The organism is Bacillus sp. CDB3 (genome assembly GCF_002081505.1).
GTDB lineage: Bacteria > Bacillota > Bacilli > Bacillales > Bacillaceae_G > Bacillus_A > Bacillus_A cereus_AT.
Map to the genome: position 1 here is coordinate 20,673 of NZ_ALBR01000009.1, position 22,691 is coordinate 43,363.

The following is a 22,691-nucleotide window of genomic DNA, read 5'->3' on the forward strand; positions in this document are numbered from 1 at the left end:
ACCTTAAATTATAGAACTTCTGGAGCTAAAGAAACGATCTTCATGAAGTTGCTATCACGTAATTCACGAGCTACTGGTCCGAAGATACGAGTACCACGTGGGCTCTTATCGTCTTTAATGATAACCGCTGCGTTTTCATCAAATTTGATATAAGAACCGTCCGGACGACGAGCTCCGCTCTTCGTACGTACTACTACTGCTTTAACAACGTCACCTTTTTTAACAACGCCACCTGGTGTTGCTTGTTTTACCGTAGCAACGATAATATCACCAATGTTAGCATATTTACGACCAGAGCCGCCTAATACTTTAATTGTTAAAAGTTCACGTGCACCAGAGTTGTCAGCAACTTTCAAACGAGATTCTTGTTGGATCATGTTATGAAACCTCCCTTCGGACTAAAAATTCCGATTCGTCTATTTAGATAATAACCGCTTCTTCAACGATTTCAACTAAACGGAAACGCTTAGTAGCAGAAAGCGGGCGAGTTTCCATGATTTTAACGATATCGCCAAGTTTCGCTTGGTTTTGCTCATCATGGGCTTTGTACTTTTTAGAATACTTAACACGTTTTCCGTACAAGGAATGAGTTTTGTAAGTTTCAACTAAAACTGTAATCGTTTTGTCCATTTTATCAGACACAACACGACCAGTATAAACTTTGCGTTGGTTACGTTCGCTCACTATGCAAACCTCCCCTCAATTTATCGATTAATTCCGATCTCTCTTTCACGAACTACAGTTTTCATACGAGCAATCGCTTTACGCACTTCACGGATGCGAGTTGGATTCTCTAATTGTCCTGTAGCAAGTTGGAAGCGAAGATTGAATAATTCTTCCTTTAAAGCTTTAACTTTTGTTTCGATTTCGGCAGTGGTTAGTTCACGAATATCATTAGTTTTCATTAGATTCACCACCATTTTCTTCACGTTTTACGAATTTACATTTCACAGGTAACTTGTGAGCTGCAAGACGTAATGCTTCGCGTGCTACCTCTTCAGATACACCCGCGATTTCAAACATAATTTTCCCAGGTTTTACTACTGCTACCCAGCCTTCTGGTGCCCCTTTACCGGAACCCATACGTACTTCTAGAGGTTTTGCAGTGTAAGGTTTAGAAGGGAAAATTTTAATCCATACTTTACCGCCACGTTTCATGTAACGAGTCATTGCACGACGAGCAGCTTCGATTTGACGGTTTGTAATCCATGAAGCAGCTTGTGCTTGTAAACCGAATTCACCGAAAGCAATTTCAGTTCCACCTTTTGCACGACCACGCATTTTACCACGATGCTCTCTACGATATTTTACGCGTTTTGGCATTAACATATTATTTTCCTCCTTCCTCAGAAGCTTTCTTTTTTGTAGGAAGGACTTCTCCACGGTAGATCCATACTTTTACGCCTAATTTACCGTATGTTGTATCAGCTTCAACTGCTGCATAGTCAATATCAGCGCGAAGTGTATGAAGTGGAACAGTTCCTTCACTGTAAGATTCTGCACGAGCGATATCAGCTCCGCCAAGACGACCAGAAACCTGTGTTTTAATACCTTTAGCACCTGCACGCATAGCACGTTGAATAACTTGCTTTTGTGCACGACGGAATGATACACGGTTTTCTAATTGACGAGCGATGTTTTCGCCTACTAATTTAGCGTTAAGATCAGCTCTCTTAACTTCTAAAATATTGATGTGTACACGCTTGCCTGTTAATTGGTTAAGAGCTTTACGAAGTGCTTCAACTTCTGTACCACCTTTACCAATTACCATACCAGGTTTTGCAGTGTGAATTGTAACATTTACACGATTTGCTGCACGTTCGATTTCTACTTTAGCAACAGCAGAATCTTTTAAGCGTACAGTAATGTACTCACGGATTTTGATGTCTTCATGTAATAATGTAGCGTAATCTTTCTCAGCGAACCAACGAGATTCCCAGTCACGGATAACACCGACACGAAGACCAATTGGATTAACCTTCTGACCCATCGATTATCCCTCCTTCTTTTCTGATACCACAACTGTGATGTGGCTTGTGCGTTTGTTAATTTGGCTTGCACGACCCATTGCACGTGGACGGAAACGTTTCAACGTTGGACCTTCGTCAACGAAAACTTTTTCAACAACTAAGTTGTTAATATCCATCTCATAATTGTGCTCTGCATTTGCGATTGCAGATTTTAAAACTTTTTCTACAACTGGAGAAGCAGTTTTTGGTGTGTGGTTAAGGATAGCAATCGCTTCACCCACTTGCTTACCTCGGATTAAGTCTACTACTAAACGAACTTTACGAGGAGCAATACGAACTGTTCTCGCTACTGCTTTAGCTTGCATTGAAGTGCCTCCTCTCATTATCTTCTAGTTTTCTTATCGTCAGCAAGGTGACCTTTATACGTACGAGTTGGTGCGAATTCACCTAACTTATGGCCAACCATATCCTCAGTGATGTACACAGGTACGTGTTTACGACCATCATATACAGCGATTGTGTGTCCGATGAACTGAGGGAAGATAGTTGAACGGCGAGACCAAGTTTTAACAACTTGTTTTTGCTCAGATGCAACTAATTTTTCCATTTTGCTCATTAAGTGATCATCGACAAATGGTCCTTTTTTTAAGCTACGAGCCATTTTGGTGCCTCCCTTCGTGATTGGCGTACGGTTCTTGAAGCGAACCGTACTACAATCCCATTATTTTTTACGACGACGAACGATAAATTTATCAGACGCTTTGTTTTTCTTACGAGTCTTGAATCCAAGAGTTGGTTTACCCCATGGAGACATTGGAGACTTACGTCCGATTGGAGAGCGTCCTTCACCACCACCGTGTGGGTGATCAACCGGGTTCATTACAGAACCACGAACTGTTGGGCGCTTACCTAACCAGCGAGAGCGACCTGCTTTACCGATTTTGATAAGTTCGTGTTGTTCGTTACCAACTTGACCGATTGAAGCGCGACAAGCAGATAATACAAGACGTACTTCACCAGAAGTTAAACGTACAAGTACGTATTTTCCTTCTTTACCAAGTACTTGAGCAGATGTACCAGCAGAACGAACTAATTGTCCGCCACGACCAGGCTTAAGCTCGATGTTATGAACAACAGTACCTACTGGAATGTTGATTAATGGTAATGCGTTACCGATTTTAATGTCAGCTTCAGGGCCAGACATAACTTCCATACCTACTTCTAAAGTTTTAGGAGCAAGAATGTAACGTTTTTCACCGTCAACGTAGTTAATTAATGCGATATTCGCAGAGCGGTTTGGATCGTATTCGATCGTAGCAACGCGTCCTGGAATTCCATCTTTGTTACGCTTAAAGTCGATGATACGGTATTGACGCTTATGTCCGCCACCTTGATGACGTACAGTAATTTTACCTTGGTTATTACGACCAGCCTTTTTGCTTAAAGGAGCAAGTAAAGACTTTTCCGGTCTGTCAGTCGTGATTTCAGCGAAATCATTCGTAGTCATGTTACGACGACCGTTAGTAGTTGGATTATACTTTTTAATTCCCATCTCAATTTCCCTCCTTCTTTAGTAAGAATTAAACGCCTTGGAAGATTTCGATTTCTTTGCTGTCAGCAGTTAGCTTAACGATTGCTTTACGACGACGGCTAGTAAAACCAGCGTGACGACCAACACGTTTTGCTTTCGGCTTGTAGTTCATGATGTTTACTTTGTCTACATTAACACCAAAGATCGCTTCGATAGCGTCTTTAACCTCTGTTTTATTAGATTTAACGTCCACGTCGAACGTGTATTTTTTTTCAGCCATCATTTCCATAGAACGTTCAGTGATAACTGGGCGCTTAATGATATCACGAGGATCTCTCATTATGCAAGCACCTCCTCTACTTTTTCCACTGCCGCTTTTGTCATGATTAGCTTATCATGATGAAGCACATCTAGCACGTTTACGCCATCAGCAGTGATTACTGTTACTCCAGGGATATTGCGAGCAGATAACTCTACAGATTCGTTTGCATCAGCAGTTACGATAAGAGCTTTCTTCTCAACAGTTAATCCTTTAAGTACTGCTACCATGTCTTTTGTTTTTGGTGCATTTAACACTAGGTCTTCAAGAACTACAATGTTGTTCTCAACTACTTTAGTAGCTAATGCAGATTTAATCGCTAAACGACGAACTTTCTTAGGAAGTTTGTACGCATAGCTTCTTGGTGTAGGTCCGAATACCGTACCACCACCACGCCATTGAGGAGAGCGGATAGAACCTTGACGAGCACGTCCAGTTCCTTTTTGACGCCATGGTTTACGACCACCACCGCGAACTTCAGAGCGAGTTTTTACTTTGTGTGTACCTTGACGTAAAGATGCACGTTGCATCATTACAGCTTCGAAAAGTACAGCTTCATTTGGTTCGATACCGAAAATAGCTTCAGCTAATTCGATTTCACCAACCTGTGAACCAGTTTGGTTATATACAGTAACTTTTGGCATTGGAATTCCTCCTTCCTATTGTGAATTATTTACTAACCTTCACAGCGCCTTGAACAACTACAAGAGATTTCTTAGCACCTGGAACGTTACCTTTTACTAGTAATAAGTTGCGCTCAGTGTCAACTTGAACGATTTCTAAGTTTTGGATAGTAACTTGGTCTCCACCCATACGTCCAGCAAGCTTTTTGCCTTTGAATACACGGTTCGGAGCAACTGGCCCCATTGAACCTGGACGACGGTGATAGCGAGAACCATGAGACATAGGTCCGCGAGATTGTCCGTGGCGTTTGATAACACCTTGGAAACCTTTACCTTTAGAAATTCCTGTTACGTCAACGATTTCACCTGCAGCGAAAACTTCAACTTTTACCTCTTGACCAACCTCTAATCCGTCCACGTCTGCATCGCGGATTTCGCGAATGAAGCGCTTAGGAGTTGTAGATGCTTTAGCAGTGTGGCCTTGTTCAGGTTTGTTAGTTAACTTTTCACGTTTATCTTCGAATCCTAACTGGATTGCGTTGTAGCCATCAGTTTCAGTTGTTTTCTTTTGAAGAACAACGTTTGGATTAGCAGCGATTACCGTTACTGGGATTAACTCACCGTTCTCAGCAAATACTTGAGTCATACCGATCTTTCTTCCTAAGATTCCTTTGGTCATGAGTTACACCTCCTACATTTTTAAGTTATATAATTTATAGTTTGATTTCGATATCTACACCAGACGGTAAGTCTAAACGCATTAATGAATCTACTGTTTGTGGAGTAGGACTCACGATATCGATTAAACGTTTGTGTGTGCGCATTTCGAATTGCTCACGAGAATCTTTGTACTTATGAACAGCACGAAGAATTGTGTAAATAGTCTTCTCAGTTGGTAATGGGATCGGACCAGAAACTGTTGCCCCAGAACGCTTAGCTGTTTCTACAATTTTCTCAGCTGATTGATCAAGAATACGGTGATCATAAGCTTTTAAACGGATACGAATTTTTTCTTTTGCCATTATTTTCCCTCCTTCGTTCGCCTATTTCTAAAATAGACCTTCTCCATGGAAATTTCCCCACACCATGCCATGGCAAAGCGGCCGGGTGTGTCAGCAACCTTCCACTTCATCGCAGTCAAAGACCAACATTGTCTATTATACAATGTTATTCGTCTAGATGCAAGCATCTTTTTGTTTGCATCTGCTTTTCTCTACTTTTGCTATTATACATGGCACTTTAAAGAATTTCAAGTTTTCATCTGTTCTTATTCTACTTACAGTTTTTGGATGTTATATTCGTTTTTATATACTATAGAAGAAACCCATTCAAAAACAAAAAATGTGTCTCTTTCTTCTATATTAATAAGCAATAAAAAAACTCAAGGGAGAATCCCTTGAGTTTTTAATAATCTATTTAAAGATTACTCAGCAACGATTGTAGCAACTACACCGTAACCTACTGTACGTCCACCTTCACGAATAGAGAATTTAGTTCCCTCTTCGATAGCGATTGGAGCGATAAGTTCGATAGTCATTTCGATGTTGTCACCAGGCATTACCATTTCAGTACCTTCTGGTAATTGGATGATACCAGTTACGTCAGTTGTACGGAAGTAGAACTGAGGACGGTAGTTAGCGAAGAATGGAGTATGACGTCCACCTTCTTCTTTAGATAATACGAAAACTTCAGCTTTGAATTTAGCGTGAGCTTTTACAGAGCCAGTTTTAGCAAGAACTTGTCCACGTTGGATGTCTTCACGAGCAACCCCACGAAGAAGAGCACCGATGTTGTCTCCAGCTTGAGCTTGGTCAAGAAGTTTACGGAACATTTCTACACCAGTTACAGTTGTAGAAGCATTCTCTTCAGCAAGACCGATGATTTCTACTACGTCACCAACTTTAACGATTCCGCGCTCTACACGACCAGTTGCAACTGTACCACGACCTGTGATAGAGAATACATCCTCGATAGGCATTAAGAATGGTTTGTCAGTTTCACGTTCTGGAGTTGGGATGTAAGCATCAACTTCAGTCATTAATTCAATGATTTTTGCTTCCCAATCAGCTTCTCCTTGAAGAGCTTTAAGAGCAGAACCTTTGATTACAGGAATGTCGTCGCCTGGGAATCCGTATTCAGATAATAGGTCGCGAACTTCCATTTCTACTAATTCTAATAATTCTTCGTCGTCTACCATGTCGCATTTGTTTAAGAATACAACGATGTAAGGAACACCTACTTGACGAGAAAGAAGGATGTGCTCACGTGTTTGAGGCATTGGGCCATCAGCAGCAGATACTACTAAGATACCGCCGTCCATTTGAGCAGCACCAGTGATCATGTTTTTAACATAGTCAGCGTGACCTGGGCAGTCAACGTGTGCATAGTGACGAGTTTCAGTTTCGTACTCAACGTGTGCAGTTGAGATTGTGATTCCGCGCTCTCTTTCTTCTGGAGCAGCGTCGATTTGATCGTATCCGCGTGCTTCAGCACCACCAGCTTTTGCAAGAACTGTAGTGATCGCAGCAGTTAATGTAGTTTTACCATGGTCAACGTGGCCGATTGTACCGATGTTAACATGGGGTTTAGAACGTTCGAATTTAGCTTTAGCCATTCTAAATTCCTCCTTAGTTTATATAGGTTATTTTATATTTAGACTAGAAAGTGAAACTTAAGTCCCACTTTCTAAGCTTACATAAGTAGTTATACTTGAACAATCGATAAAAATCAATTATTCACCTTTATTTTTTTTAATAATTTCTTCAGAAACAGACTTCGGTACTTCTTCATAATGATCAAATGTCATTGAGAATGTTCCGCGTCCTTGAGTGTTAGAACGTAATGCCGTTGCATAACCGAACATTTCAGAAAGTGGAACCATAGCGCGAACAACTTGTGCGTTACCGCGAGCTTCCATACCTTCTACACGTCCACGACGAGATGTTACGTCGCCCATAATGTCACCCATGTACTCTTCAGGAATTACAACTTCAACTTTCATCATTGGCTCAAGAATTACTGGGCTACATTTAGAAACCGCAGCTTTAAGTGCCATAGATGCAGCGATTTTGAACGCCATCTCAGATGAATCGACATCATGGTAAGAACCGTCAACTAACGCAGCTTTAATGTCAACTAGTGGATAACCAGCTAGTACACCATTTTTAAGTGAGTCTTCAAGACCCGCTCCAACAGCTGGGATGTATTCACGTGGAACTACACCACCGACGATTTTGTTTTGGAATTCAAAACCTTTACCTTCTTCATTAGGTTCAAACTCAATCCAAACGTGACCGAATTGTCCACGACCACCAGATTGACGAGCGAACTTACCTTCAACTTTCGCAGCAGCGCGGAAAGTCTCACGGTATGCTACCTGAGGAGCACCAACGTTTGCTTCCACTTTGAATTCACGACGCATACGGTCAACGATGATATCAAGGTGAAGTTCACCCATACCAGCGATGATTGTTTGGCCAGTTTCTTGGTCAGTGTGAGCACGGAATGTTGGATCTTCTTCAGAAAGCTTAGATAATGCTGTACCCATTTTATCTTGGTCAGCTTTAGATTTTGGTTCGATAGCTACAGAGATAACTGGCTCTGGGAATTCCATAGACTCAAGGATAACAAGACTCTTCTCATCACAAAGAGTATCACCAGTAGTAGTATCTTTTAAACCTACAGCAGCAGCGATATCACCAGCGTAAACTGTTGAAATCTCTTCACGGCTGTTAGCGTGCATTTGTAGGATACGACCTACACGCTCACGCTTACCTTTAGTTGAGTTTTTCACGTATGATCCAGAGTTTAACACACCAGAATACACACGGAAGAACGTTAACTTACCAACATAAGGGTCAGTCATGATTTTGAATGCTAAAGCTGCGAATGGTTCTTCATCGCTAGACTTACGTTCGATTTCTTCCTCTGTATCCGGAAGAGTACCTTTAATAGCTGGTACATCTAATGGAGACGGTAGGTAGTCGATAACTGCGTCTAACAGAATTTGAACACCTTTGTTTTTGAATGCAGAACCACAGATTACTGGGAAGAATTCTACAGAAGTTGTAGCCTTACGGATACCAGCTTTAAGCTCTTCTATAGTGATTTCTTCACCTTCTAGGTACTTCATCATCATTTCTTCATCAAGCTCAGCTACCGCTTCAATAAGTTTTCCACGGTATTCTGCAGCTAATTCTTTGTGCTCTTCAGGAATTTCGACACGCTCGATGTCTGTTCCTAAATCGTTACCGTACATGTAAGCACATTCTTCAACAAGGTCAATGATACCATTGAACTCGTCTTCAGCACCGATTGGTAACTGAATTGGATGCGCGTTTGCTTGTAAGCGATCGTGGATTGTTCCTACAGAGTATAAGAAATCTGCACCGATCTTATCCATTTTGTTAACGAATACGATACGAGGTACACCGTAAGTAGTAGCCTGACGCCAAACAGTTTCTGTTTGTGGTTCTACACCAGATTGTGCATCAAGTACTGCTACCGCACCATCAAGTACGCGTAAAGAACGTTCTACTTCTACTGTGAAGTCTACGTGTCCTGGAGTGTCAATGATGTTTACACGGTGACCTTTCCATTGAGCTGTAGTTGCAGCAGAAGTAATTGTGATACCACGCTCTTGCTCTTGCTCCATCCAGTCCATCTGAGATGCACCTTCATGAGTTTCACCGATTTTATGAATACGTCCTGTGTAATACAGAATACGCTCAGTTGCTGTTGTTTTACCAGCATCGATGTGAGCCATGATACCAATATTACGAGTGTTTTCTAAAGAGAACTCTCTAGTCATTTGGTGTCTTGCTCCTTCCATATATGGATTGGATTATTTTATTTTAAGTAGCAAAAAAGCCACTTTATATTGTTACATATGCCAGTGTCTTGTACCCTCATTATGTAAAACGAGCGCCCAACGAAAGGGAGAGGCATTCTCCCTCTCCACACTTCCATAAGCGACAAATAAAGCGGTTTATGCTTACATTTATTTTACGTTGAATCCTACCAACGGTAATGAGCAAATGCTTTGTTAGCTTCTGCCATTTTATGAGTGTCTTCACGTTTCTTAACAGATGCACCAGCATTGTTAGCTGCATCTAAGATTTCGTAAGCTAGACGCTCTTCCATAGTTTTTTCACCACGAAGACGAGCATAGTTTACTAACCAGCGAAGACCTAAAGTTGTACGGCGTTCTGGACGAACCTCAACTGGAACTTGGTAGTTAGCACCACCAACACGACGAGCGCGTACTTCAAGAACAGGCATGATGTTCTTAAGAGCTTGCTCGAATACTTCCATTGGTTCTTTATCTGAACGTTCACGAACGATATCGAAAGCGTTATAAAGAATTGTTTGAGATTTACCTTTTTTACCGTCAACCATCATTTTGTTGATTAGGCGTGTTACTAGTTTCGAATTGTACATTGGATCTGGTAACACGTCACGTTTCGCAACAGGTCCTTTACGAGGCATATTGAGTTCCTCCTTTCATTATAAGTTTATTATTTTTTAGCAGGTTTTGGTCGCTTAGTACCATATTTAGAACGTCCTTGCATACGTTTGTCAACACCAGCTGTATCAAGCGCTCCACGAACGATGTGGTAACGTACCCCTGGTAAATCCTTTACTCGACCACCGCGAATTAATACTACGCTATGCTCTTGTAGGTTATGACCGATACCTGGGATGTAAGCTGTAACTTCAATACCGTTTGTTAAACGTACACGAGCGTATTTACGTAACGCTGAGTTAGGTTTCTTTGGAGTCATTGTACCAACACGAGTACATACACCACGTTTTTGAGGTGCAGAGATATCAGTTGATTTTTTCTTTAAAGAGTTAAAACCTTTGTTTAACGCAGGTGATTTAGATTTCCATACTTTATCAGTACGACCATTTCTCACTAATTGGTTAATAGTAGGCATTTGATTATCCTCCCTTCGCATGTTTGTATGACCACATATCCAGGTGGTTCATTATTAGTTGAAAACAAAGTTTTTGCAAGGAAGAGCAAATGCTCTCTCCTCACAAAAACAGTTTTAACTTATTATTCCTATTGCTGAAGCTCCTACTTGAATCCCCGAAACTTTTCCAAGCTTACGAACTGATTCAACTTTTGTTATGGGTATGTTATGTTGCAAAGCAGTGCGAATGATAACATGGGTTAACCGCACATCAGCATCTTCCGCAATAACAACTTCTTTAACTATACCATTTTTGATTGCTTCCAATGTTCGTTTATGACCAACGACTACATTTTCAGCATTTGACACTTTTTGATAAGACATATAAATATCCTCCAAAGCATCATTCAGGAGCAACCTTGATTATAGTAACATTTTGACTCATACAATGTCAACTAGGATTAGATGTTTTTATACAAAATTTACGACGGAAAATTTTACTGTTCCACATAAATCTCATCGTTTTCTACATTCATGTCATCTTGTGTTGTTTTTACAAGGTCCACTTTGCGATAACGATTCATACCTGTTCCAGCAGGAACAAGTTTACCGATAATAACGTTCTCTTTCAATCCTAGAAGCTCATCACGTTTACCTTTAATTGCTGCATCAGTTAAGACACGAGTTGTTTCTTGGAATGATGCTGCAGATAAGAATGAATCAGTTTCAAGTGAAGCTTTTGTAATACCAAGTAAAACAGGTCTAGCTGTCGCTGGTTGTTTACCTTGTAGTAACACCTTCGCATTCGCATCAGTAAACTGATGGATATCTAGTAATGTTCCTGGTAATACATCTGTTTCACCCGCATCACTTACACGAACTTTACGTAGCATTTGACGTACCATTACTTCTACGTGTTTGTCGCCAATTTCTACCCCTTGCATACGGTATACTTTTTGAACTTCACGTAATAAGTATTCTTGAACTGCCGTAATGTCCGTTACTTTTAGTAATTCTTTCGGATCAATAGAACCTTCTGTTAACTCTTTACCGTGGCTAATTGGCTGTCCTGGAGTTACTTTCAGACGAGCACCGTAAGGAATAGCATACGTACGAGCTTCAACTTCACCCTGTACAACTACTTCTTGACGATCTTTAACATCGTTGATCGCTGCGATAACACCGTCGATTTCACTGATAACTGCCTGACCTTTCGGATTACGAGCTTCAAAGATCTCTTGGATACGAGGTAAACCTTGTGTGATATCATCTCCGGCAACCCCACCTGTATGGAACGTACGCATCGTTAACTGTGTACCTGGCTCACCGATAGATTGAGCTGCGATAATACCTACCGCTTCTCCTACTTCTACGTCTGTACCAGTTGCTAAGTTACGACCGTAACACTTCTTACATACACCATGGCGAGTATTACACGTAAACGCTGAACGAATGTTTACAGTTTCAACACCCGAATTTTCAACGATATGAGCGATATCTTCAGTAATTAATTGATTTTCAGCAACTAATACTTCACCTGTTTCAGGATGTTTTACAGTTTTTCTTGCAAAACGTCCAACAAGACGATCATATAATGACTCAATTACTTCATTACCCTCTTTAATCGCACCGATTAGTAAACCACGATCTGTTCCACAATCATCTTCACGAACAATTACATCTTGTGCAACGTCTACAAGACGACGTGTTAAGTAACCAGAATCGGCAGTCTTAAGTGCTGTATCGGCAAGACCTTTACGAGCACCATGCGTAGAGATGAAGTACTCAAGTACTGTTAAACCTTCACGGAAACTTGATTTGATCGGAAGTTCAATGATACGACCAGATGGATTGGCCATCAGACCACGCATACCAGCAAGCTGAGTGAAGTTAGATGCGTTACCACGGGCACCGGAATCACTCATCATGAAGATTGGGTTGCGTTTATTCAAGGACTTCATCAGTTTTCCTTGGATAACATCTTTTGCATTACTCCAAATAGAGATAACGCGATCGTAACGCTCTTCTTCCGTGATTAAACCGCGACGGAATTGTTTAATCACATTATCTACTTTTGCTTGTGCTTCGTGGAGAATTTCATCTTTTTCACCTAATACAAGAATGTCAGATACCCCAACTGTAATACCAGCTTTTGTAGAGTATATAAATCCTAGGTTCTTCATACGGTCAAGCATGCGAGACGTCTCTGTAATTTTGAAACGCTTGAATACTTCTGCAATGATGTTACCAAGGATTTTCTTGCTAAATGGTGCCACTTCTTCGCGACTAGCAATAATTTCTTTAATGTTCGCACCTTTTTCAACGAAATATTCCGCTGGTGTTTCTTTTTCAAGGTTTGAATTTGTTGGTTCATTAATATAAGGGAACGACTCTGGTAAGATTTCGTTAAATATTAATTTACCAACTGTTGTTAATAGAAGCTTACTCTTCTGCTCTTCAGTAAATGTTACATTATTTACTGAACTTGCAGCAACTGCAACACGTGTGTGCAGATGTACATATCCATTTTGGTATGCAAGTATTGCTTCGTTTGCATCTTTGAAGACCATACCTTCACCGATTGCACCTTCACGCTCAAGTGTTAAGTAGTAGTTACCTAATACCATATCCTGAGATGGAGTAACAACTGGTTTTCCGTCTTTTGGATTCAAGATGTTTTGTGCCGCTAACATAAGAATACGAGCTTCTGCTTGTGCTTCTGATGATAACGGAACGTGAACCGCCATTTGGTCACCATCAAAGTCCGCATTGTATGCAGTACATACAAGTGGATGAAGACGGATTGCACGACCTTCTACTAATGTAGGTTCAAACGCCTGGATACCAAGACGGTGAAGTGTTGGTGCGCGGTTTAGAAGTACTGGATGTTCTTTGATCACAGATTCTAAAACGTCCCAAACTTCAGGTTGTACACGCTCGATTTTACGTTTCGCACTCTTAATGTTGTGTGCTAATCCTTTTTCCACTAACTCTTTCATAACGAAAGGTTTGAACAGTTCAAGCGCCATTTCTTTCGGTAATCCACATTGGTACATCTTTAAGTTCGGTCCTACAACGATTACAGAACGACCAGAGTAGTCAACACGTTTACCTAGTAAGTTTTGACGGAAACGTCCTTGTTTACCTTTAAGCATGTGAGATAGTGATTTTAATGGACGGTTACCTGGTCCAGTAACTGGACGGCCACGGCGACCATTATCGATTAATGCGTCTACAGCTTCTTGTAACATACGTTTTTCGTTTTGAACGATGATGCTTGGTGCACCTAAGTCCAATAGACGTTTTAAACGGTTGTTACGGTTAATTACACGACGGTATAAGTCGTTTAAATCAGAAGTAGCAAAACGTCCACCATCCAACTGTACCATTGGGCGTAGTTCTGGTGGGATAACTGGAAGAACATCTAGGATCATCCAAGATGGGTGATTTCCAGAGTTACGGAATGCTTCTAATACTTCTAGACGTTTAATAGCACGAGTACGTCGTTGTCCTTGTGCTGTTTTTAATTCTTCTTTTAAGAAGTCTACTTCTTTATCTAAATCGATGTCTTGTAATAGCTTTTTAATCGCTTCTGCACCCATAGCAGCCTGGAATGTGCTGCCATATCGATCACGATATGCACGGTATTCTTTTTCAGAAAGTAATTGCTTCTTATCAAGTGGTGTATCTCCACTTTCTGTTACAACATAAGAAGCGAAATAAATTACTTCTTCAAGCGCGCGAGGGGACATGTCTAAGACAAGTCCCATGCGGCTCGGGATACCTTTGAAATACCAAATATGAGATACAGGAGCAGCTAATTCGATATGACCCATACGTTCACGACGAACTTTTGCACGCGTTACTTCAACGCCACATCGATCACAAACTACACCTTTATAACGTACACGTTTATATTTTCCGCAATGACATTCCCAGTCCTTTTGTGGTCCGAAAATACGCTCACAGAACAAGCCGTCTTTTTCAGGCTTTAACGTACGATAATTAATCGTTTCTGGTTTCTTAACTTCACCGTATGACCAAGAACGAATCTTGTCAGGTGAAGCAAGTCCAATCTTCATATATTCAAAGTTATTTACATCTATCAAGGGGCCTACCTCCCTTTTAGTCTACAGGTTATCCCAATTATTCCTTAGTTGTCTCAACTTCGACATTCAATTTATCTGCTGATTGATGATCATCGTCATCTTCCGTATCACGCATTTCAATTTCTGTGTCATCGCTAGACATCATTTTAACGTCCATACCTAAACTTTGCAGTTCTTTAATCAATACTTTGAATGATTCTGGAACGCCTGGTTCTGGAACATTTTCGCCTTTAACAATTGCTTCATACGTCTTAACACGTCCAATAACATCATCAGACTTCACTGTTAAGATTTCTTGAAGAGTATAAGCAGCACCGTAAGCTTCAAGTGCCCAAACCTCCATCTCACCGAAACGCTGTCCACCGAACTGAGCTTTACCTCCAAGAGGTTGCTGCGTTACAAGTGAGTATGGTCCAGTAGAACGAGCATGAAGTTTATCGTCAACCATGTGCGCAAGTTTGATCATATACATGACACCAACAGATACGCGGTTATCGAATGGTTCACCAGTACGTCCGTCATACAGGATTGTTTTCGCGTCATTTGCCATACCAGCTTCTTCAATTGTGCCCCATACATCTTCCTCACGAGCACCATCGAATACTGGTGTTGCAATGTGAATACCAAGATATCTTGCTGCCATACCAAGATGAAGCTCTAATACCTGACCGATATTCATACGAGATGGTACCCCTAATGGGTTTAACATGATATCGATTGGCGTACCGTCTGGTAAGTAAGGCATATCTTCTTCTGGTAAAATACGAGAGATAACACCTTTGTTACCGTGACGTCCGGCCATCTTGTCACCTTCAGAAATTTTACGTTTTTGAACGATATATGCACGTACAAGTTGATTCACGCCTGGTGGCAATTCATCGCCATCTTCACGGTTGAATACTTTTACGTCTAAGATAATACCGCCACCACCGTGTGGTACACGTAGTGATGTATCACGTACTTCACGCGCTTTTTCACCGAAGATTGCATGTAATAGACGTTCTTCTGCCGTTAATTCTGTTACACCTTTTGGTGTTACTTTACCAACAAGTAGGTCTCCATCTTTTACTTCAGCACCGACGCGAATAATACCGCGCTCGTCAAGGTTACGAAGTGCATCTTCTCCAACATTCGGGATATCACGTGTAATTTCTTCTGGTCCAAGCTTCGTATCACGAGCTTCTGACTCATATTCTTCAATATGAATAGAAGTGTACACATCATCTTTTACAAGGCGCTCACTCATGATGATCGCATCCTCGTAGTTATAACCGTCCCATGTCATGAAGCCAACAAGCACGTTACGTCCAAGTGCTAATTCGCCTAGTTCCATAGAAGGACCATCCGCAAGGATTTCACCTTTTACAACTTCATTTCCAACACTTACGATTGGACGTTGGTTGTAACAAGTTCCTTGGTTAGAACGAATGAATTTCTGCATTTTGTAGCGATCTAAGTCGCCTTTTACTGTTTGACCGTCAACTTCTACATAACGACGTACCCAAATTTCACGTGCTTCTACGCGCTCAACAACACCAGGGTATTTACAGATTACTGCAGCACCTGAGTCTTTTGCTGATACGTACTCCATACCTGTACCTACAATCGGAGATTCCGGATTCATTAACGGAACCGCCTGACGTTGCATGTTCGCTCCCATAAGTGCGCGGTTAGAGTCATCGTTTTCTAAGAACGGAATACAAGCTGTCGCTGCCGACACTACTTGTTTTGGAGATACATCCATGTAGTCAATGCGCTCTTTATTTGTGACAATGTTTTCACCACGGAAACGAGCTACGATATCTTCATCAAGGAATTCTCCTTCTTCAGATAATTTCATATTCGCTTGGGCTACAACATAATTATCTTCTTCATCTGCTGTTAAATAATCAACATGCCCTGTTACGAGACCAGTTTCTGGGTCAACACGACGGTATGGTGTTTCGATGAAACCAAACTCATTTACTTTCGCGAACGAAGATAATGAGTTAATCAAACCGATGTTTGGTCCCTCTGGTGTTTCAATTGGACACATACGACCATAGTGAGAGTAGTGAACGTCACGTACTTCAAAGCCTGCGCGCTCACGCGTTAAACCACCGGGTCCTAATGCAGATAGTCTTCGTTTGTGAGTTAACTCTGCTAATGGGTTTGTTTGGTCCATGAACTGAGATAACTGAGAACTTCCGAAGAACTCTTTAATAGATGCAATAACAGGACGAATATTGATTAATGCCTGTGGTGTAATTGCATTTGTATCTTGAATCGACATTCTCTCACGAACAACACGTTCCATACGAGAAAGACCGATACGGAATTGGTTTTGTAATAGTTCTCCTACTGAACGCAGACGACGGTTTCCTAAGTGGTCAATATCATCTGTATCCCCTACTTTGTATAGTAAGTTGAAGAAGTAACTAATAGAAGCCAGAATATCACCTGGTGTGATGTGTTTTACATCGCGAGTAATATTTGCATTCCCAATTACGTTGATAGAACGTTCGCCTTCTGATTCTGGAGCATAAATCTTAATAGATTGCAGCTCAACATCGCCTTCTACCACTCCACCCATTGGTTTCGCTGTTTTGAATCCAATGTTTTTCTCTAAGTAAGGTAAAATGCGATCCAGTGTACGACGATCTAAGATTGTTCCTTCTGCCGCTAAAATTTCACCAGTTTCTGGATCCACTAATGTTTCAGCTAAACGTTGGTTAAACAATCTGTTTTTAATGTGTAGCTTTTTGTTGATCTTATAGCGACCTACATTTGCTAAATCATAGCGCTTTGGATCAAAGAAACGAGACACAAGTAAGCTCTTTGCATTTTCTACTGTTGGTGGTTCACCAGGACGTAGACGCTCATAAATTTCAAGCAATGCTTTTTCTGTGCTATCTGTGTTGTCTTTTTCTAACGTATTGCTTAAGTATTCGTTATCACCTAAAAGCTCGGTGATTTCTTGATCAGAGCCAAACCCTAATGCGCGTAACAAAACAGTTACAGGAAGTTTACGCGTACGGTCAATACGCACATATACAACATCCTTAGCATCTGTTTCATACTCTAACCAAGCTCCGCGGTTTGGAATTACAGTAGCAGTAAAACCACGTTTTCCGTTTTTATCCACTTTGCCACTATAGTATACGCTTGGAGAGCGAACTAACTGGGAAACGATAACACGTTCTGCACCGTTAATTACGAATGTTCCAGTCTCTGTCATGAGTGGGAAATCTCCCATGAACACATCTTGTTCTTTTACTTCACCAGTTTCCTTGTTGATTAGACGCACTTTTACACGAAGTGGTGCTGCATACGTCACATCACGCTCTTTGCATTCGTCTACAGAGTATTTAGGTTCACCTAAGCTGTAGTCGATAAATTCAAGCGATAGATTTCCCGTAAAGTCTTCGATCGGAGAAATGTCCTGGAACATTTCTCGCAAACCCTCATCAAGAAACCACTGATAAGAAGAGGTTTGAATTTCGATAAGATTTGGTAACTCTAATACTTCACTAATACGGGCATAACTTCTTCGTTGGCGGTGGCGTCCGTATTGAACTAGTTGACCTGTCAACTGCTTCACCCCTCAAATCATGAGTATTATAAATGCACAAAAAAAATTGTGCAAAATCACAAATAAATACAACTACTGCTATTAGCGTAGTTTTTTCTCTTAAAGATAGATACGTTGAGTCTTTCTACCTGCTCAAAAAAGAAAAATGGCTTCTTTAAGAAAACCATCATTCTGTTTCATAATCTGCTGATTTTACTATCTTTTCCAAGAGAAACAAAAATATACATCTTTCTCAACGCAGAAAATCATATATTGGCATTGTATAATGTTAACATAGCCAAAAATAACCGTCAACGCTTTTTTGATTTTATGATATAATATCCTTTTTTCTTTTCTACAACTTCAACTTCAGAAAATACTTCTTCTAGTTTCTTCAGCGCAGATGGTGCACCTTGTTTCTTTTGAATAACAATCCACAATTCTCCACCTGAAACCAAATACTCCACAGCCTTTTCTAAAATCTCGTGCACGACATCTTTACCAGCACGAATTGGAGGGTTAGATAGAATAGCAGCATACTTGCCATCTACATTTTCATAGACGCTACTTTGGAAAATACGTATATTCTCGATTCTGTTATTAGCGGCGTTTTCTTTCGCAAGCCCAAGCGCCCTTTCATTCACATCCACCATGTGAACGTCGCGACCTTGAAACTCTTTCGCTAACGACAAACCAATAGGACCGTATCCGCAACCTACGTCTAATATATCACCTTTAATATCCGGCATTTGAAACGCTTCAATTAAAAGACGAGAACCAAAGTCCACTTCGTTTTTCGAGAACACCCCATGGTCAGATAAAAAAGTAAATCGAGATTCACGAAGTGTAAATTCCCATCGTTTACGATCACTTTTACTAGAAGGGTCGTTAGAAAAATAATGGTCTGCCATATGGCCACCTCTTTTCTTTACAGTTAAAAAAAAAGCTCGCATGAGAGCGAGCTTTTTTTAAAGCATCAAAAGTTAATTACTTAACTTCTACAGCAGCGCCAACTTCTTCAAGTTTAGCTTTCATTTCTTCAGCTTCCTCTTTAGAAACGCCTTCTTTGATTGCTTTTGGAGTGTTGTCAACTAATTCTTTAGCTTCTTTTAAGCCAAGACCAGTGATTTCACGTACAGCTTTGATAACTTTGATTTTTTGAGCGCCAGCACTTGCAAGTACTACGTCAAATTCAGTTTTCTCAGCAGCAGCTTCACCAGCGCCACCAGCTACAGCTACAGGAGCAGCAGCAGTTACGCCGAATTCTTCCTCGATAGCTTTTACTAAGTCGTTAAGTTCTAATACAGTCATAGATTTAACTGCTTCAATGATTTGTTCTTTAGTCATTGTAAATATCCTCCCTTAAATAGGTTTGTATTGTTTTATAGATAACAAGTAATTATCTTTTAAAAAATTAAGCGCCTTGCTCTTCCTTTTGCTCTGCAACTGCTTTAGTAGCAAGTGCAAGGTTACGGATTGGAGCTTGAAGAACGCTAAGAAGCATAGAAAGTAAGCCTTCACGTGATGGAAGAGTAGCGATAGCTTTAACCTCATCAAGTGTTACAAGTTTACCTTCGATTACGCCCGCTTTAATTTCTAAAGCTTCATGTTTTGTAGCGAAGTCGTTTAATACTTTCGCAGGAGCAACTACATCCTCGTTACTGAACGCGATTGCGTTTGGTCCTGTTAAGAATTCGTTTAACTCAGCCATTTCAGCAGACTCTGCAGCACGACGAGTTAAAGAGTTTTTGTAAACTTTGAACTCAACGCCAGCCTCACGTAAGTTTTTACGTAATTCTGTTACTTCAGAAACTGTTAAACCACGGTAGTCAACAACGATTGTAGATTTACTCTCACGAAGTTTTTCAGCGATTTCAGTTACAACTTGTTGTTTAGTTTCGATTACTTTGCTCATGTTATTACACCTCCTGTAGATTATATAGAAGATGTACCGAAAGTGCACTAAAAACCTCCATGCCCAACTTGTAGACATGGAGGCATATAGTCACAGAAAAAAGATTCCGCTTCGTATATTAACACCTAGGTAGGAAATTAAGTCGAATGACACCTACTGTCTACGGTACACTATTTAAATTCACAACATAAATAATTATATTAAAACTTCTTTATGAAGTCAACTTCCAATTTTTACGCAAGTGTAGAAACGTCTACGCGTACGCCAGGTCCCATTGTAGAAGCAACAGTTGCATTCTTCATGTAAGTACCTTTTGCAGCAGCCGGCTTAGCTTTTTGTAGCGTGTCAGCAATTGTTTTGAAGTTTTCTACTAATTTAGCATCTTCGAAAGATACTTTACCGATTGGAACGTGGATGTTACCAGCTTTATCAACGCGGTATTCAACTTTACCAGCTTTGATTTCGTTAACAGCTTTAGTTACATCGAAAGTAACTGTTCCAGTTTTAGGGTTTGGCATTAAACCTTTAGGTCCTAATACGCGACCAAGTTTACCAACTTCACCCATCATGTCAGGAGTTGCTACTACTACATCGAAATCGAACCAACCTTGTTGGATTTTACCGATGTAATCAGCATCGCCTACGAATTCAGCGCCAGCAGCTTCAGCTTCTTTTGCTTTTTCGCCTTTAGCGAATACTAATACACGTTGTACTTTACCAGTACCGTGTGGAAGAACAACTGCGCCACGAATTTGTTGGTCAGCTTTCTTAGGGTCAACACCTAAACGGAATGCAGCTTCTACAGTCGCATCAAATTTAGCTGTGTTTGTTTTCTTTACTAATTCTACTGCTTCTGTTGCAGAGTAAGCAGCTGCACGATCAACAAGCTTCGCAGCTTCTACGTACTTTTTACCTCTTTTAGCCATTTTTATTTCCTCCTCGAATGTGGTTTTAGCGGAATAACCTCCCACGTTTACGCCTTTTTTTCAGGGCTGACCTGAGGATGCGCGCCATCCTTTTATTTAAAAAACGATAATCATTTACGATAATAAAGGTTGCGAATTGGAATTCCAGACCCGCAACCTTTTTTTAAAAACAAATCGAATTAGTCTTCGATAACGATGCCCATACTGCGTGCAGTACCTTCAACCATACGCATTGCAGCTTCTACACTAGCAGCGTTTAGGTCAGGCATTTTAGTTTCAGCGATTTCGCGTACTTTATCACGCTTAACAGTTGCCACTTTATTACGGTTTGGTTCACCAGAACCAGACTCAATACCAGCTACTTTCTTAAGAAGAACAGCAGCAGGAGGAGTTTTAGTAATGAAAGTGAATGAACGGTCCTCAAATACCGTAATTTCAACAGGGATGATAAGACCAGCTTGATCTGCTGTACGAGCGTTGAACTCTTTACAGAAGCCCATGATGTTAACACCTGCTTGTCCTAATGCTGGACCAACTGGTGGAGCTGGGTTAGCTTTACCTGCAGGAATTTGAAGCTTTACCATTTTAATTACCTTTTTAGCCACGAGACACACCTCCTTAAGTCCGTGATGTGGTCAATTGGACAGTGATTTGCCCTCCCACGTCATATTTTATCTGTAACGATAAAATCTTTCAAAAAACGTCTCCGATAACGAAGACGTACTGACTTAAAAGATATTATCACTTTTTACAATTCATTTCAAGTTTCATTTTATAATTTTTCAATTTGATGGAAGTCAAGTTCAACTGGAGTCTCGCGACCAAACATGTCTACAAGTACACTAACTTTTTTCTTCTCCACATCAATTTCTTCAATAGCACCTGTATAATCTGCGAATGGACCCTCATTTACACGTACTGTCTCATGAAGTTCAAAGTCGAAATCAACCACTTCGTTGTCCATTCCCATATGTTTCATAATGGAAACAACTTCCTCTTCTAATAGAGGAGATGGTTTAGATCCAGAACCCGAAGAACCAACAAAACCTGTTACACCCGGTGTATTACGAACAACATACCAAGAGTCATCAGTCATGATTAGTTCCACCAACACGTAACCTGGGAACACTTTTCTTTTCATTAATTTTTCTTTACCATTTTTCATTTCTACTTCTACTTCTTCCGGGACAACAACACGGAAAATTTTATCTTGCATACCCATCGATTCTACACGTTTCTCTAGGTTTGCTTTTACTTTATTTTCATATCCAGAATAAGTATGGACAACATACCAACTTTTTTCCATTCATTTAGGACGAGCGTCCTTCCCTCCCTGACGTACATTTTTTTGCGCAAATGAAAAAACCCGTTCACCGGGCTTTTACACAGTTCTTATAAATAACATTATATCATGGATAAGTGCTTCTTATTCAAGAATTAACCAAGAATTAACCGAATTAAAGAAGAAATGCCCATATCAACTACTGCGAAGAAAATCGCAAAGAACACAACTGTAGCGATAACAGTCGCTGTTGAGCGGAGTAATTCATCTTTTTTAGGCCAACTTACTTTTTTCATTTCGCGACCTACATCGCCGAAAAAGTTCGTTAAACGCATCTACGGGACCTCCAGTGTATTATTTCAATTATTTATTTTGTTTCCTTGTGAACTGTATGCTTATTGCATGTTTTACAAAACTTCTTTATCTCAAGTCGCTCTACTGAGCTCGTATCTTTCATCGTAGAGTAGTTTCGATTTTTACACTCTTCACATGAGAGTACAACTTTTTTTCTCATTAGTTACACCAGCCTTGTAACGTTATGTCCCTAA

General features: G+C 40.5%; 27 protein-coding genes and 1 other annotated feature. All 27 genes read right to left on the minus strand.

Annotation, left to right across the window (positions count from 1 at the left end; all coding sequences use genetic code 11):
• Positions 1-8: 8 nt before the first annotated feature.
• Complete coding sequence (rplN, locus tag CDB3_RS01500; RefSeq protein WP_000615912.1) at positions 9-377, minus strand: 50S ribosomal protein L14; 369 nt, start codon at positions 375-377, stop codon at positions 9-11.
• Between the two features lie 43 nt (positions 378-420).
• The gene (rpsQ, locus tag CDB3_RS01505; protein ID WP_000004106.1) at positions 421-684 is read right to left on the minus strand and encodes a 30S ribosomal protein S17; all 264 of its coding nucleotides are present in this window, start codon (positions 682-684) and stop codon (positions 421-423) included.
• Between the two features lie 20 nt (positions 685-704).
• Positions 705-905, minus strand: a complete 201-nt coding sequence (rpmC, locus tag CDB3_RS01510) for a 50S ribosomal protein L29 (RefSeq protein WP_000855718.1) — start codon at positions 903-905, stop codon at positions 705-707.
• The gene (rplP, locus tag CDB3_RS01515; RefSeq protein ID WP_000928969.1) at positions 895-1,329 is read right to left on the minus strand and encodes a 50S ribosomal protein L16; all 435 of its coding nucleotides are present in this window, start codon (positions 1,327-1,329) and stop codon (positions 895-897) included. Before rplP ends, rpmC begins: the two co-directional genes overlap by 11 nt.
• Before the next feature lies 1 nt (position 1,330).
• A complete protein-coding gene (gene rpsC / locus CDB3_RS01520) occupies positions 1,331-1,990 on the minus strand; it encodes a 30S ribosomal protein S3 (protein ID WP_000529958.1) in 660 nt (219 codons plus the stop codon).
• Between the two features lie 3 nt (positions 1,991-1,993).
• Entirely contained in the window at positions 1,994-2,335 is a 342-nt protein-coding gene (gene rplV, locus CDB3_RS01525) for a 50S ribosomal protein L22 (RefSeq protein ID WP_001148024.1), read from the minus strand.
• A 17-nt stretch (positions 2,336-2,352) separates the two neighbouring features.
• Positions 2,353-2,631 (minus strand): 30S ribosomal protein S19, encoded by a 279-nt coding sequence (rpsS, locus tag CDB3_RS01530; RefSeq protein ID WP_000124454.1) that lies wholly within the window; start codon positions 2,629-2,631, stop codon positions 2,353-2,355.
• A 60-nt stretch (positions 2,632-2,691) separates the two neighbouring features.
• The gene (gene rplB, locus CDB3_RS01535) at positions 2,692-3,522 is read right to left on the minus strand and encodes a 50S ribosomal protein L2 (RefSeq protein ID WP_000511584.1); all 831 of its coding nucleotides are present in this window, start codon (positions 3,520-3,522) and stop codon (positions 2,692-2,694) included.
• Between the two features lie 28 nt (positions 3,523-3,550).
• Entirely contained in the window at positions 3,551-3,841 is a 291-nt protein-coding gene (gene rplW, locus CDB3_RS01540) for a 50S ribosomal protein L23 (RefSeq protein ID WP_001205557.1), read from the minus strand.
• Positions 3,841-4,464, minus strand: coding sequence for a 50S ribosomal protein L4 (gene rplD / locus CDB3_RS01545; RefSeq protein ID WP_001127261.1), 624 nt, complete (start codon positions 4,462-4,464; stop codon positions 3,841-3,843). The genes rplW and rplD overlap by 1 nt, the downstream gene beginning before the upstream one ends.
• 25 nt (positions 4,465-4,489) lie before the next feature.
• The gene (gene rplC, locus CDB3_RS01550) at positions 4,490-5,122 is read right to left on the minus strand and encodes a 50S ribosomal protein L3 (RefSeq protein WP_000160209.1); all 633 of its coding nucleotides are present in this window, start codon (positions 5,120-5,122) and stop codon (positions 4,490-4,492) included.
• Positions 5,123-5,156: 34 nt separating this feature from the next.
• On the minus strand, positions 5,157-5,465 hold the full coding sequence (gene rpsJ / locus CDB3_RS01555; RefSeq protein ID WP_001040595.1) for a 30S ribosomal protein S10: 309 nt from the start codon (positions 5,463-5,465) through the stop codon (positions 5,157-5,159).
• Positions 5,466-5,866: 401 nt separating this feature from the next.
• Positions 5,867-7,057: an elongation factor Tu gene (tuf, locus tag CDB3_RS01560; RefSeq protein ID WP_001029616.1), complete on the minus strand. Its 1,191-nt coding sequence runs from the start codon at positions 7,055-7,057 to the stop codon at positions 5,867-5,869.
• Between the two features lie 117 nt (positions 7,058-7,174).
• Positions 7,175-9,253, minus strand: a complete 2,079-nt coding sequence (gene fusA / locus CDB3_RS01565; protein WP_000196380.1) for an elongation factor G — start codon at positions 9,251-9,253, stop codon at positions 7,175-7,177.
• 206 nt (positions 9,254-9,459) lie between these two features.
• Positions 9,460-9,930, minus strand: a complete 471-nt coding sequence (gene rpsG, locus CDB3_RS01570; RefSeq protein ID WP_001137492.1) for a 30S ribosomal protein S7 — start codon at positions 9,928-9,930, stop codon at positions 9,460-9,462.
• Between the two features lie 29 nt (positions 9,931-9,959).
• On the minus strand, positions 9,960-10,382 hold the full coding sequence (rpsL, locus tag CDB3_RS01575; protein ID WP_001142341.1) for a 30S ribosomal protein S12: 423 nt from the start codon (positions 10,380-10,382) through the stop codon (positions 9,960-9,962).
• 114 nt (positions 10,383-10,496) lie between these two features.
• On the minus strand, positions 10,497-10,745 hold the full coding sequence (locus tag CDB3_RS01580) for a 50S ribosomal protein L7ae-like protein (protein ID WP_000121833.1): 249 nt from the start codon (positions 10,743-10,745) through the stop codon (positions 10,497-10,499).
• 113 nt (positions 10,746-10,858) lie between these two features.
• Positions 10,859-14,470 carry a DNA-directed RNA polymerase subunit beta' gene (gene rpoC / locus CDB3_RS01585; protein WP_128853293.1) on the minus strand — a complete coding sequence of 1,204 codons (3,612 nt, stop codon included), beginning with the start codon at positions 14,468-14,470 and terminating at the stop codon, positions 10,859-10,861.
• 37 nt (positions 14,471-14,507) lie between these two features.
• The gene (gene rpoB, locus CDB3_RS01590; protein ID WP_097833010.1) at positions 14,508-18,041 is read right to left on the minus strand and encodes a DNA-directed RNA polymerase subunit beta; all 3,534 of its coding nucleotides are present in this window, start codon (positions 18,039-18,041) and stop codon (positions 14,508-14,510) included.
• A gap of 290 nt (positions 18,042-18,331) precedes the next feature.
• Positions 18,332-18,931 (minus strand): class I SAM-dependent methyltransferase, encoded by a 600-nt coding sequence (locus tag CDB3_RS01595; protein ID WP_071747342.1) that lies wholly within the window; start codon positions 18,929-18,931, stop codon positions 18,332-18,334.
• Positions 18,932-19,007: 76 nt separating this feature from the next.
• On the minus strand, positions 19,008-19,367 hold the full coding sequence (rplL, locus tag CDB3_RS01600; protein WP_000159737.1) for a 50S ribosomal protein L7/L12: 360 nt from the start codon (positions 19,365-19,367) through the stop codon (positions 19,008-19,010).
• A gap of 67 nt (positions 19,368-19,434) precedes the next feature.
• Positions 19,435-19,935 carry a 50S ribosomal protein L10 gene (gene rplJ / locus CDB3_RS01605; protein ID WP_000048724.1) on the minus strand — a complete coding sequence of 167 codons (501 nt, stop codon included), beginning with the start codon at positions 19,933-19,935 and terminating at the stop codon, positions 19,435-19,437.
• Between the two features lie 39 nt (positions 19,936-19,974).
• Positions 19,975-20,119: a sequence feature (ribosomal protein L10 leader region), on the minus strand.
• 49 nt (positions 20,120-20,168) lie between these two features.
• Positions 20,169-20,861, minus strand: a complete 693-nt coding sequence (gene rplA, locus CDB3_RS01610) for a 50S ribosomal protein L1 (RefSeq protein ID WP_002074134.1) — start codon at positions 20,859-20,861, stop codon at positions 20,169-20,171.
• Between the two features lie 179 nt (positions 20,862-21,040).
• Positions 21,041-21,466 carry a 50S ribosomal protein L11 gene (gene rplK / locus CDB3_RS01615; protein WP_001085872.1) on the minus strand — a complete coding sequence of 142 codons (426 nt, stop codon included), beginning with the start codon at positions 21,464-21,466 and terminating at the stop codon, positions 21,041-21,043.
• Between the two features lie 167 nt (positions 21,467-21,633).
• Complete coding sequence (nusG, locus tag CDB3_RS01620) at positions 21,634-22,167, minus strand: transcription termination/antitermination protein NusG (RefSeq protein ID WP_097833011.1); 534 nt, start codon at positions 22,165-22,167, stop codon at positions 21,634-21,636.
• A 131-nt stretch (positions 22,168-22,298) separates the two neighbouring features.
• Complete coding sequence (gene secE, locus CDB3_RS01625; protein WP_001241321.1) at positions 22,299-22,478, minus strand: preprotein translocase subunit SecE; 180 nt, start codon at positions 22,476-22,478, stop codon at positions 22,299-22,301.
• A gap of 32 nt (positions 22,479-22,510) precedes the next feature.
• Positions 22,511-22,657, minus strand: coding sequence for a 50S ribosomal protein L33 (rpmG, locus tag CDB3_RS01630; protein WP_012260172.1), 147 nt, complete (start codon positions 22,655-22,657; stop codon positions 22,511-22,513).
• Positions 22,658-22,691 lie beyond the last annotated feature (34 nt).